Source organism: Pseudomonas sp. GW821-FHT07B01 (genome assembly GCF_059419065.1).
On the sequence record NZ_JBWKRA010000003.1, the window covers coordinates 195,091 to 207,186 of the forward strand.

Consider the following 12,096-nt stretch of genomic DNA (forward strand, 5'->3'; position numbering starts at 1 on the left):
CCTGCGATGGCGGTGGCACAGGCTACTCAATTATTGCCTGAACCAACGCTATCGCTGGCAAGCCAGCTCCCACATTGGTTTTTCACAGCGCCTGGGTTCAGCGTTGTTTCATGCGGTCGATGACCACGGCCAACAGCAGGATCGAACCGCGGATCACATACTGGTAAAAGGTATCGATGTTCTTCAGGTTCATCGCATTCTCGATGATCGCCAGAATCAACACCCCGGCGATCACATGGCGGATCATGCCGATGCCGCCGCTCAGCGACACCCCACCCAGCACGCAGGCCGAGATCACCGTCAGCTCGAAACCCTGGCCGATCATCGGTTGGCCAGAGGTCATGCGCGAAGCCAGGATCACCCCGGCCAAGGCGCCGATCAGGCCATGGATGGCGAAGATCAGGATCTTGGTGCGGTCAACGTTCACGCCCGCCAGCAGCGCCGCCTCCGGGTTACCGCCGATGGCCATGGTGTTGCGCCCATAGGTGGTGTAGTTGAGCAGCCAGCCGAAGAACAGGAAGCAGACAATGGTGATCAGGATCGGCACCGGCACACCCAACAATTGGCCGTTGCCGAACACGAAAAATTGCTCTTGGGACACGCCTACCGCCTTGCCGTCGGCAAAGATGTAAGCCAGGCCGCGCACGATCTGCATGGTCGCCAGGGTAGTGATCAAGGCGTTGACCCGCAGCTTGGCGATCACGATGCCGTTGATCAGCCCCACCATCAGGCCCATCAGCAGCGCTGCACCAATGCCCAGCATCACGCTGTCGGTATCGCGCATTACAATCGCCGCAACTACCCCGGCGCAGGCGATCACCGAGCCTACCGACAGGTCGAAGTGCCCCGAGGCCAGGCAGAACAGCATGGTGCACGCGGCAATACCGACAGTCGAAATCGCCAGGCCCAAGCCGCGCATGTTGAGCGGAGAGAGGAAGTTATCGATCAGCAGCGCGCACAGTACGAAGATGCCCACCGCCGCCAAGAGCATCGCCCAGTTATCGAGCAATGCACGCATATCGAGGGGTTTGCGTGCCGAGGGCAACGCGTTGTTTTGAATGGTCATGGTCGTCTCTCAGTTCGCCAGGCCGCGTGGCAAGGCCAGTTGCAGCAGGTTGGATTCAGTCGCGTGCTCGCGCAGTTGTTCGCCGCGCAGGGCGCCTTCGCACAGCACCAGGATGCGGTCAGAGATGCCCATCACCTCCATCAGGTCGCTGGACACCACGATCACCGCAATGCCACTGGCCGCCAGGTTATGGATGATCTGGTAGATCTCCGACTTGGCGCCGATGTCGATACCGCGAGTGGGTTCGTCCAGCAGCAACACCTTCATCGGCATCGACAGCCAGCGGCCAAGAATGGCTTTCTGCTGATTACCGCCGGACAGGTACAGGATCTTCTGCGCCGCGTTCGGCGTTTTGACCCGCATCGCCTGGATCTGTCGGTCGGCGTTGCCTTTTTCCCAGCCTTCGCGCAACAGCCAGCCAAAGGTGGAATGGGCGCCACGCGCGCTGATGTTGATGTTTTCAGCGACGCTGCCCAGCGGGATGATGCCCTCTTTCTTGCGATCCTCCGGACACAGCAATACCCCGGCGGCGATGGCGTCCCGGGGTGAGCGCAGTTGCAGCGCTTGCCCGCACAGTTCCAGGCTGCCGGCACTGGCGCGCTCTAACCCACTGAGCAAGCGAAACAGCTCGGTACGCCCCGCGCCCACCAGCCCGAACAGGCCCAGGATCTCGCCCTTGCGCACCTGGAAACTGATCGGCTCACGCAGGCCCGGGCCGAGCAAGCCGTCCACCTTGAGCGCCACTTCGCCTTGCTCGCGCGGGCGGTAATCGTAGATGTCCTGGATATCGCGACCGACCATGCAGGTCACCAACTGGTCGTGGGTCAGCGTGCTCATGTCCTCGAAGGTGCGCACGTAGCGACCGTCCTTGAACACCGTCACTGCGTCACAGATACGGAACACTTCTTCCATACGGTGCGACACGTAGAGCACCACTTTGCCCTCGTCGCGCAGGCGCGTGATGATCGCCATCAAGCGGTCGATTTCCCGCGCCGATAAACTGCTGGTGGGTTCATCAAAGGCGATCACGTTGGCGCCGCGAGACAGCGCCTTGGCGATTTCCACCAGTTGGCGCTGGCCCAGGGACAGGCGCCCGAGTTTCTCGTCGGGGTCGATTTCATCGGCCAGCCCCTTGAGACACGCCAGGGCCTGCTTACGCAGCAGGCTCCGGTTGACCACGCCAAAGCGCGTGGGCAAATGCCCGAGGAACAGGTTCTCGGCCACGCTCATTTCCGGCACCAGGTGCAGCTCTTGGTGAATCACCGCCACACCGCTGGCGATGCTGTCGGCGGCGCATTTGAAGGCCATGGTCTGCGCGCCGATCTGCACCGTGCCGCTGGATGGAATGTAGGCGCCGCCGAGGATCTTCAGCAGGGTCGACTTGCCTGCGCCGTTCTCGCCCATCAGCGCGTGCACCTGCCCGGGGTGGGCGGTGAAGCAAATGCCGTCCAGCGCCTTGACCCCGGGAAAGGTCTTGCCGATGCCGTCAAACCGCAGGGCCGCAGCGGTCATTTCCACAGCCCGATCTTGGTCAGTTCCGCCTGGAAGTTTTCACGGGTGATCAGCGTCACTTCGTCCATGGCCGTGTACTTCGGCGGCTCGGTGCCCTGGGTGACCCACTCGTACATCATCTCAGCGGTTTTGTAGCCTTCAATGTGCGGGCTGGGCAGCATTGAGCCGAAGAAGCCGCTGTTGGCTTTCTTCAATTCGCCGATGGCGTCGGTGCCATTGATGCCGATACCGATCACGTTGGCTGCGGCGAAACCAGCACTTTCGGTGGCGCGCACGCCGCCGAGCACGGTGTTGTCGTTCATGCCGCCGATGATCAGGTTCTTCGCGCTACCCGGCAGCTTGACCAGTGCCGAGTTGGTGGCGTCCATGCTGCCTGGCACGTCGAGGGTTTTCAGCGGGGCTGTGAGGATGTGATCTTTAGGAACGCCAGCTTCCTCCAGCGACTTGATCGAGCCGTCGGTGCGCTTCTTGCCGGTGTCGAGTTCGTTGAAGGTATTGATCACCGCGTAGGTGTCCTTCCAGTCCCAACCGCGTTTTTTCGCTTCGGCGGCCATGGCGGCGCCTTGCTTCTGGCCGACTTCAAACGCGGCCATGCCCAGGTACGGCACGTCTTCCATGAAGTTGCCCTTGGCATCGACAAAGCGATCATCCACGGCCATCACTTTCAAACCGTTGACCTTGGCCTTGGCAACGATGGCCGGGCCCAGGGACACGTCCGGCGGGCAGATCACGAAGCCTTTGGCGCCGTTGGCGGCCAGGCTGTCGATGGCCGAGAGGGTTTTCTCGCCGTCCGGCACCGCGATCTTGATGAGTTTGAAGCCTTTGTCCTGGGCGGCTTTTTCCGCAAACGCCCACTCCGTCTGGAACCACGGCTCTTCGGCCTGCTTGACCAGAAAACCGATTTTCACTTCTTCAGCGGCCAGCAACAGGCCGCTCAAGCTCATGGCCGAGACCGCCACAGCGGCGCAGCACAGGGAACGCAAACCACGACGACGATTCATAGGGGTGACTCCTTGTTGTTGTTTTTTTCAATGTTCGTTTTGTGTACGGGTACTGTTGTGGCGAGGGAGCTTGCTCCCGCTGGGGTGCGCAGCGCCCCCCCAAAAAAAGCCGGCTCCAGCTGCGCTGTCGAACGGGAGCAAGCTCCCTCGCCACAACAGCGCGTTTGGTTTATCCGGCGAAGCGGTGACAGGGCTTGCCTGGCACGTCGACCTCAATGGCCAATACCGCACCATCAAGGGGGTGATCCAAGGGACTCGCCGCGCTGGTGATGTACAGCGTGGTGAGCTCGGGCCCACCGAACACGCAACTGGTGGGACGGCTGACCGGCAGTTCGATGATGCGATCCACCTCACCTGAAGGCGTCAGACGCAGCAGGCAACTGCCGTCCCAGCGCGCATTCCAGATGTAGCCGTCGGCGTCCATGGCCGAGCCATCCGGCCCGCCGCGTGTGTGCGGCCCGAACCAGGCCTGGGCGGCACCGAGTTGGCCGTCAGCCTGGATCGAATGCTGATAGAGCGTACCGTCCATGCTGTCGCCGAAATGCACCTGGCTGCCCGCCTCGTTCCAGAGCAAGGTGTTGGGAATGCCCAGCCCAGTCAGCAACGGCGTGACCCGCGCATCCGCATCAATCCGAAACAAACCACCGGAACGCCGGGTAATCGGCAGGTCTTCGCCCTGCTCGCCGATGTTGTTCTGCATGGTGCCCAACCACAGCCGGCCCTGGGCATCGCAGCGTGCTTCATTGCCGCGGTTGCCCGTTTGCGGGTCGACTACGCACAGCAGGGTCAAGGCTTCGGTGGCCAGGTCCAGGCGATATACGCCGCTGCTCAAGGTCACCAGCGCATCACCGCGTTGACAGGGGATGAACGCCGAGACGTGCTCAGGCAATTGCCACACCTGCAACTGCCCACCCATCAGACGCAGCGCCTGGCGGGCGGCGATATCCACCCAATACAGGGCCTGGGTCGGTACATCCCAGAACGGCCCTTCGCCCAACCGGGCACGGTGCGGGGTGACTGCGCTCAACGACATGAAGCCTCCTGATCAGTTACAGCGATTCGCGCGATGGCGTGCCATTTACCAGGCGCTGAATACGCAAGGGGTTAGCGTTTTTCAACGCGTCGGGCAGCAGGCTATCAGGGTAGTTCTGGAAGCACACCGGGCGCAGGAAACGGTCGATGGCCAGCGTGCCGACCGAGGTGCCACGGGCGTCGGAAGTCGCCGGGTACGGCCCGCCGTGAACCATGGAATCGCACACCTCCACGCCAGTGGGGTAACCGTTGAGCAGGATGCGCCCGACTTTCTGTTCCAGCAGCGGCGTGAGTTCGGCGAACTGGTGCAGGTCGGTCGGTTCGCCGATTAGCGTGGCGGTCAATTGCCCGTGCAGCCCCTGCAGGGCGGCGCTGAGTTGGGCCTGATCGGCCACTTCGACGAACACCGTGGTGGGGCCGAACACTTCCTCTTGCAGCACTTCGTCGCCGTCAATCAACAGACGTACATCCGCCTTGAACAGTTGCGGTTGCGCCTGGTTGCCCGATTGCGCACTGCCCGCCAGATGCTGGATGCCCGGGTGAGACCGGAGTTTTTCCAGGCCCTTGCCGTAGCTGCCCAGGGTGCCGGCATTCAGCATGGTTTGCGCCGGTTGCTCGCCGATCAATTGCGCGACCTGCTGAGTGAACGCGGTGAACGCAGGCGAAGCGATACCGATCACCAGGCCTGGGTTGGTGCAGAACTGGCCGCAGCCTTGCACCACCGAGGCGGTCAGGTCGCGGGCGATGCTCTCGGCGCGGGCGTGCAGCGCCTGGGGCAGCACGATCACCGGGTTAATGCTCGACATTTCGGCAAACACCGGGATCGGTTGCGGGCGCGCCGCGGCCATGTCGCAGAGGGCGCGGCCGCCTTTGAGCGAGCCGGTAAAGCCTACCGCCTGGATCGCCGGATGCTTGACCAGCGCCTCACCGACGCCGCCGCCAAAGATCATATTGAACACGCCGGCCGGCATCTCGGTGGCCTCGGCGGCGCGAATGATCGCATCGGCCACGCGCTCGGCGGTCGCCATGTGGCCGCTGTGGGCCTTGAACACCACCGGGCAACCGGCGGCCAACGCGGCAGCGGTGTCGCCGCCGGCTGTGGAGAATGCCAGGGGGAAGTTACTGGCACCAAAGACCGCCACCGGGCCGAGGCCGATGCGGTATTGGCGCAGGTCTGGGCGCGGCAGCGGCTGGCGCTCTGGCAGGGCCTTGTCGATACGCGCGCCGTAGAAGTCACCACGGCGCAGCACGGTGGCGAACAAACGCATCTGGCCGCTGGTGCGCCCGCGTTCGCCTTTGATGCGTGCGACCGGCAAGGCGGTTTCGCGGCAGACCAGTTCGACGAAGTCATCGCCCAAGGCGTCCAGCTCATCGGCCACCGCATCCAGAAACTGCGCACGTCGTGCGGCGCTCAAGGCGCGATAGGCCGGGTACGCCTGGGCCGCGGCCTGGGCGGCGGCGTCGACTTCCTGGGCGGTGGCCCGGTAGAAATCCTGGGGCAAGGCTTCGCCGGTGGTGGCGTCGATGCTTTGCAGCTTGATGCTGCCGTTGGCGCTGCGCTGGCCGCCGATGTAGTTGTGGCCGAGGAACGGGGTCATGTTGATCTCCTTAAAGGGGGGTGACTTGGCCGGGTTCAAATGCCGCATCGCTGCTGCCGATACCGTTGATCAACGGCGCGCCGAATTCAGCCTGGCTGATCTCGAACACATCGCCCGGCTGGGTACGTATACCGTCGGCGAATGACAAGGTGGCGGTGCCGAAGAAGTGAATGTGCACATCACCCGGCTTGAGGAACTGGCTGTATTTGAAGTGGTGGTATTCGAGGTTTTCCAGGCTGTGGCACATATTGGCCTCGCCACTGAGGAATTCGTTCTGCCAGATGACCTCGCCGTTGCGCAGGATGCGGCTGGTGCCCGCCAGATGCTCGGGCAGTTCACCCACGCGCAACTCCGGGCCATAGCTGCAACTGCGCAGCTTGGAATGGGCCAGGTACAGGTAGTTCTTGCGCTCCATCACATGGTCGGAGAACTCGTTGCCCACCGCAAAGCCCAGGCGATAGGGTTTACGGTCATGCCCGACCACATAGAGGCCGCCGATTTCCGGTTCTTCGCCGGCGTCTTCGGCGAACGGCGGCACCGGGAACGCCTGGCCCGGGCGCACGACGATGCTGCCATCGCCTTTGTAGAACCACTCCGGTTGCACACCGGCCTGGCCGGCGCCTGGTTTGCCGCCCTCCACGCCCCATTTGAAGATGCGCATGGTGTCGGTCATCGCGCTGTCGTCACCGGCCTGCTGGTGCATCTTGTCGCGGGCCGAAGCACTGCCCAGGTGGGTGAGGCCGGTGCCGCTGATCAGCATGTGGGCCGGGTCCGGGTGGTCCAGCGGGGGCAGGATTTTGTGGTCCGCCAACAAAGCGGTGTAGTCATGGCTGGCGCCCAGGCCGAGGGCTTCTACCTGTTGATGCAACTTGCCGCCGGCTTCGATGGCGGCCAGCGCGAGTTCACGCACGCTGTGGGCGCCGCGCACTTCGCGTACCTGGTTGCCTTCTACCACGCCGACGCGGCGCTCACCGTTGCTCAACTCGAACTGAACTAAACGCATGCAGGTTCTCCTGGATTTAAGTGCGTGTGGCGCCACGGGCGCTGGCAGCGAATTGGTCGACGGGCAGCACGTGCTTGCGTTCCAACAAGCGGTAGACCACGAGGGTCAGCAGCAACCCGAACACCATCACACCGGATAAGAAATACAAGCCTGAGGCCAGGTTGCCGGTGTACTCCTTGAGCGCACCGATCACGAACGGGCCGATATAGCCGCCGAGGTTGCCCACCGAGTTGATCAAGGCAATACCGGCCGCCGCACTGGCGCCGGCAAAGAAGCGCCCCGGCAGGGTCCAGAACACGGCGGTGCAGGAAAACATTGCAAACGCCGCCAGGCACAGCGCGGCCATTTGCAGCACTGGCACCGTGAGCCAGGCGCTGCAGAACAGGCCGATGGCGCCCAGCACATAGAGCACGGCGAGATGGCCGTAACGGTCGTTCAAACGGTCGGAACTGCGCGGGATGATCAACAGGCCGATGATGCCGAAGATATAGGGCACGGCGGAGATGAAGCCGGTGGTAAGGTCGCTGCCGCCAAACTGCTTGATCAGGGTCGGCAGCCACAGGCCGAGGCCGTAGATGCTCAGGGTCACCGGCAGGTAGAACAGCGCCAGCAACAACACGCGCTTGTCCTTGAGCGCATGCAAGGGGTTGCCATGGCGTGTCTGGCCGTAGGCTTGCAGGTCTTTGTGCAGCTCGCCGGTGAGCCAGGCTTTTTCTTCCTCGCTCATCCAGTTGACCTTCTGGGGGCCGTCCGGCAGGTAACGCAGCACCGGCCAGGTCAGCAGGATCGCCGGGGTACCGATCACGATAAACAGCCACTGCCAGCCATGCAGGCCGAGAATGCCGTCCATGCCGAGCAGACCGCCGGACACTGGACCTGTGATCATCATTGCAATCGGTTGGGAGAGGATGAACAGCCCGAGGATCTTGCCGCGGTGGCGCACCGGGAACCATTGGGTGATGTAGTACAGCACGCCGGGAAAGAACCCCGCCTCCGCCGCGCCCAGCAAAAAGCGCATCACATAGAAGCTGTGCGGCCCTTGCACGAACGCCATGCCGATGGTGATGGCGCCCCAGGTGATCATGATGCGCGCAAACCAGCGCCGCGCGCCGAAGCGGTCGAGCATCAGGTTGCTGGGAATCTCGAACAGGAAATAGCCAATGAAGAACAACCCGGCACCGAGGCCATAGGCGGCGTCGCCGATGCCCACGTCAGCGCCCATGTGCAGCTTGGCGAACCCTACGGCGGAACGGTCCACGTAGGCGATCAGGTACAGCAGGATCAGGAAGGGAATCAGTTTCAGCGTGATGCGCCGAATAAGCCGCAGTTCCTGGCTCATGGGGTCGATCTCCGATTGTTGTTTTTATAGAAGCTCGGGGGACGCCTCTGGCGAAATCCGCCAGGGCCATACCTCAGTTAAGACCGACTATATAGTATGACTATTTACAAAACAACACTTCCAAAGCGGCGATTTTGCGCTTATGTTTAAGCACGCATAGAACATATAGTCATACAATAAGAGAATCGATCATGCCTGACAAAAAGCCCGGCCTACGCTCTGCCCAGTGGTTCGGTACTGCCGACAAGAACGGCTTCATGTACCGCAGCTGGATGAAGAACCAAGGCATTGCCGACCATCAGTTCCATGGCAAGCCGATCATCGGCATCTGTAACACCTGGTCGGAGCTGACCCCGTGCAACGCGCACTTCCGTCAGATAGCCGAACACGTCAAGCGTGGCGTGATCGAGGCCGGAGGCTTCCCGGTGGAGTTCCCGGTGTTTTCCAATGGCGAATCCAACCTGCGCCCTACCGCCATGCTCACTCGCAACCTGGCGAGCATGGATGTGGAAGAAGCGATTCGCGGTAATCCGATTGATGGCGTGGTACTGCTCACCGGCTGCGACAAGACCACCCCCGCGCTGCTGATGGGCGCCGCCAGTTGTGATGTGCCGGCCATCGTGGTCACTGGCGGGCCGATGCTCAACGGCAAGCACAAGGGCCAGGACATCGGCTCGGGGACGGTGGTGTGGCAGCTCAGCGAACAGGTCAAGGCCGGCACCATCACCCTGGATGATTTCCTCGCGGCCGAGGGCGGCATGTCGCGTTCGGCGGGCACCTGCAACACCATGGGCACGGCCTCGACCATGGCCTGCATGGCCGAGGCGCTGGGCACTTCCCTGCCCCACAACGCGGCGATTCCGGCCGTGGATGCGCGCCGCTATGTACTGGCGCACATGTCGGGCATGCGCGCCGTGGAGATGGTGCGTGAAGACTTGAAACTGTCGAAAATCCTCACCAAGGAGGCGTTTGAAAACGCTATCCGCGTGAACGCGGCCATCGGCGGCTCGACCAACGCCGTGATCCACTTGAAAGCCATCGCTGGGCGCATCGGCGTCGAACTCGACCTGGATGACTGGACCCGCATCGGCCGCGGTATGCCGACCATCGTCGACCTGCAGCCCTCCGGACGCTTTCTGATGGAAGAGTTCTACTACGCCGGCGGGCTGCCCGCGGTGCTGCGTCGCCTGGGTGAGGCCAATCTGATCCCCCACCCGAACGCCTTGACGGTCAACGGCAAGTCCCTGGGCGAGAACACCCAGGATTCGCCGATCTACGGCCAGGACGAAGTGATCCGCACCCTGGACAACCCGATCCGCGCCGACGGCGGCATCTGCGTGCTGCGTGGCAACCTCGCGCCCCTGGGCGCGGTGCTCAAGCCTTCGGCAGCGAGCCCCGAACTGATGCAACACCGTGGCCGCGCCGTGGTGTTCGAGAACTTCGACATGTACAAGGCACGCATCAACGACCCGGAGCTGGACGTGGATGCCAACTCGATTTTGGTCATGAAAAACTGCGGCCCCAAGGGTTACCCCGGCATGGCCGAAGTCGGCAACATGGGCCTGCCTGCCAAGCTGCTGGCCCAGGGTGTGACGGACATGGTGCGCATTTCCGATGCGCGCATGAGCGGCACCGCCTACGGCACCGTGGTGTTGCACGTGGCACCGGAAGCCGCCGCCGGCGGGCCGTTGGCGACAGTGAAGGAAGGTGACTGGATCGAACTCGATTGCGCCAATGGCCGCCTGCACCTGGACATTCCAGATGCCGAGCTGGCAGCGCGCATGGCCGACCTGCCCCCCGCGCAGAACCTCATTGTCGGCGGCTATCGCCAGCTGTACATCGACCATGTGTTGCAGGCCGACCAAGGCTGTGACTTTGACTTCCTGGTGGGCTGTCGCGGGGCAGAAGTCCCACGGCATTCCCACTAATTGGGATGCTATGATGCGGCGAATCTAAGCCAGAGCCTCCCCGTCGTTATGGATCACCAGCCGCCCAAGCCGCGCAAGAGCCAGCATGCCCAGATCGTTCAGGACTTGGGCATGCACATCGTTTCCGGTCGCTTCAAGCCTGAAGAACGCTTGCCCATGGAAGCCACGCTGTGCGAGGAATACCAGGTCAGCCGCTCGGTATTGCGCGAAGCCACGCGGGTGCTCAGCGCCAAGGGCCTGGTGTACTCCAAGCCACGGGTGGGCGCGGTGGTACGGCCACGCTTGAAATGGCACCTGCTCGACCCGGACGTGCTGTCCTGGTTGATGCAGTCCACGCCCCACAGCGAGTTCTTCAACACCCTGGCCGGGGTGCGCCGCATTCTCGAACCGGAAATCGCCGCCATGGCCGCGACCACCGCCACCGATGAAGACATCGCCACCATCGAACAAGCCTACCAAGGCATGGAAACCGCCAAGACCCACGAGGACCTGTTACAGGCCGACCTGGACTTCCACCGCGCGATTGCCGACGCCACCCGCAACGACCTGCTCGCCTATATGTGCAACATGCTCTCGCTGCCGTTGCGCGAGTCGATCAACATCACCAACCGCCGCCCGGATATCCAGGGCCTGAGTCTGCCTCGGCACAAGGCGATCCTCACGGCGATCCAGAACCGCGATGCCCTGGGTGCGCGGCATGCGTCGCTGGTGCAACTGGACGACACCCGAGTGGCGCTGGATACGGTGATGAACGTGTTGACGCCGTTGTGAGCCCGCGTCATTCCTGACTGTTATTGTTGGCCCTTGGGCAGGTGTTATCGCCCTCTTTTTTCAGCGCCAGCACGGCCTGGCGCTCGGACAACAAGTGAGTGATGGCGCCGCCGATCGCAGCGGAAATCAACGCCAAGGCTTCTTTAGGCAGATTGATCGCCGCCCAGGTCAACCCACCGATCAGCAAGATGACAAACAGGATATTGAAACGTGACACGCCGAGTTTTATCGAGCGGACGATATCGGACGTGTCCTGCATTTTCTCGAAGCGTTTAAGGTCTTCGAACTTGCGCACCGATTCCAGGGTTTCCAGGTAATGGGTTTCGGCCCGCTTCAATTTCTTGATCACATCGGCTTCGAGCATGACCTCCTCTATCTCGATCCTGATCAGGCTGATATTGGCGCCTGGACGGCCTAGAATTTCCGAACTCAGCGAACTTTCGGCCAGCTCGGCCAGCAGATAGGTATAGGAGGTTTCGCTGATCTCCTTGGCATATTTTTGCAAGGCTGACGTGTGGCACTTGGTGGCGTATCGGGTGAACAGACGCTCGGCATCGTTGGTCTTTTTGATCAGGTCTTCAGCTTTCTCGATCAGTTCCCGTTCCATTTTTAATATCCCTATTAAGCGTGGCTTCGAAAAGCAATGAGCGCCGACCGCTGCGCTGGCACGTTACGAGCAAACATCCCTCGATCGCCCGCCAGTGTCTACTGTCAAACCTGACAGGGAAGCTGATGCAGGCCCCTGTGGCGAGGGAGCTTGCTCCCGCGACGGCCTGCCAGCCGACGCATATCCACCTGACGCGCCGCATTCCAAATGTGGGGTGTCAGGTAGAGAAGTGTCGGCTG

At 62.2% G+C, this 12,096-nt stretch carries 10 protein-coding genes; 2 read left to right on the plus strand and 8 right to left on the minus strand.

Features of this window, described 5'->3' with window-relative positions; translation table 11 throughout:
- Positions 1-97: 97 nt before the first annotated feature.
- The 7 genes from araH to AC07S6_RS05145 all read right to left on the minus strand — a co-directional run bounded on the left by araH (position 98) and on the right by AC07S6_RS05145 (position 8,551).
- Positions 98-1,066 (minus strand): L-arabinose ABC transporter permease AraH, encoded by a 969-nt coding sequence (araH, locus tag AC07S6_RS05115; protein ID WP_038449814.1) that lies wholly within the window; start codon positions 1,064-1,066, stop codon positions 98-100.
- Positions 1,067-1,075: 9 nt separating this feature from the next.
- Complete coding sequence (gene araG / locus AC07S6_RS05120) at positions 1,076-2,578, minus strand: L-arabinose ABC transporter ATP-binding protein AraG (protein WP_200600130.1); 1,503 nt, start codon at positions 2,576-2,578, stop codon at positions 1,076-1,078.
- Positions 2,575-3,579 (minus strand): substrate-binding domain-containing protein, encoded by a 1,005-nt coding sequence (locus tag AC07S6_RS05125; RefSeq protein ID WP_294363130.1) that lies wholly within the window; start codon positions 3,577-3,579, stop codon positions 2,575-2,577. Before AC07S6_RS05125 ends, araG begins: the two co-directional genes overlap by 4 nt.
- A gap of 169 nt (positions 3,580-3,748) precedes the next feature.
- The gene (locus tag AC07S6_RS05130) at positions 3,749-4,612 is read right to left on the minus strand and encodes an SMP-30/gluconolactonase/LRE family protein (RefSeq protein WP_495111850.1); all 864 of its coding nucleotides are present in this window, start codon (positions 4,610-4,612) and stop codon (positions 3,749-3,751) included.
- A 16-nt stretch (positions 4,613-4,628) separates the two neighbouring features.
- Positions 4,629-6,209 (minus strand): aldehyde dehydrogenase (NADP(+)), encoded by a 1,581-nt coding sequence (locus tag AC07S6_RS05135; RefSeq protein ID WP_495111851.1) that lies wholly within the window; start codon positions 6,207-6,209, stop codon positions 4,629-4,631.
- 10 nt (positions 6,210-6,219) lie between these two features.
- Positions 6,220-7,212: an AraD1 family protein gene (gene araD1, locus AC07S6_RS05140; RefSeq protein WP_495111852.1), complete on the minus strand. Its 993-nt coding sequence runs from the start codon at positions 7,210-7,212 to the stop codon at positions 6,220-6,222.
- Between the two features lie 16 nt (positions 7,213-7,228).
- Positions 7,229-8,551: an MFS transporter gene (locus AC07S6_RS05145; protein ID WP_003190554.1), complete on the minus strand. Its 1,323-nt coding sequence runs from the start codon at positions 8,549-8,551 to the stop codon at positions 7,229-7,231.
- A gap of 191 nt (positions 8,552-8,742) precedes the next feature.
- Here AC07S6_RS05145 and AC07S6_RS05150 point away from each other — a divergent pair, with 191 nt between their 5' ends.
- Together AC07S6_RS05150 and AC07S6_RS05155 are read left to right on the plus strand one after the other, a co-directional pair.
- The gene (locus AC07S6_RS05150) at positions 8,743-10,479 is read left to right on the plus strand and encodes an IlvD/Edd family dehydratase (protein WP_019817288.1); all 1,737 of its coding nucleotides are present in this window, start codon (positions 8,743-8,745) and stop codon (positions 10,477-10,479) included.
- 48 nt (positions 10,480-10,527) lie between these two features.
- Positions 10,528-11,250: a FadR/GntR family transcriptional regulator gene (locus AC07S6_RS05155; protein WP_034126739.1), complete on the plus strand. Its 723-nt coding sequence runs from the start codon at positions 10,528-10,530 to the stop codon at positions 11,248-11,250.
- Positions 11,251-11,257: 7 nt separating this feature from the next.
- On the opposite strand, the gene AC07S6_RS05160 is transcribed toward AC07S6_RS05155, so the two are convergent.
- A complete protein-coding gene (locus AC07S6_RS05160; protein ID WP_495111853.1) occupies positions 11,258-11,857 on the minus strand; it encodes a hypothetical protein in 600 nt (199 codons plus the stop codon).
- Positions 11,858-12,096: the final 239 nt, after the last annotated feature.

Bases quoted from the DNA above. Each gene is read 5' to 3' on its own strand.
- araH (WP_038449814.1), bottom strand. From the start codon at position 1,066: ATGACCATTCAAAACAACGCGTTGCCCTCGGCACGCAAACCCCTCGAT.
- araG (WP_200600130.1), bottom strand. From the start codon at position 2,578: ATGACCGCTGCGGCCCTGCGGTTTGACGGCATCGGCAAGACCTTTCCC.
- AC07S6_RS05125 (WP_294363130.1), bottom strand. From the start codon at position 3,579: ATGAATCGTCGTCGTGGTTTGCGTTCCCTGTGCTGCGCCGCTGTGGCG.
- AC07S6_RS05130 (WP_495111850.1), bottom strand. From the start codon at position 4,612: ATGTCGTTGAGCGCAGTCACCCCGCACCGTGCCCGGTTGGGCGAAGGG.
- AC07S6_RS05135 (WP_495111851.1), bottom strand. From the start codon at position 6,209: ATGACCCCGTTCCTCGGCCACAACTACATCGGCGGCCAGCGCAGCGCC.
- araD1 (WP_495111852.1), bottom strand. From the start codon at position 7,212: ATGCGTTTAGTTCAGTTCGAGTTGAGCAACGGTGAGCGCCGCGTCGGC.
- AC07S6_RS05145 (WP_003190554.1), bottom strand. From the start codon at position 8,551: ATGAGCCAGGAACTGCGGCTTATTCGGCGCATCACGCTGAAACTGATT.
- AC07S6_RS05150 (WP_019817288.1), top strand. From the start codon at position 8,743: ATGCCTGACAAAAAGCCCGGCCTACGCTCTGCCCAGTGGTTCGGTACT.
- AC07S6_RS05155 (WP_034126739.1), top strand. From the start codon at position 10,528: ATGGATCACCAGCCGCCCAAGCCGCGCAAGAGCCAGCATGCCCAGATC.
- AC07S6_RS05160 (WP_495111853.1), bottom strand. From the start codon at position 11,857: ATGGAACGGGAACTGATCGAGAAAGCTGAAGACCTGATCAAAAAGACC.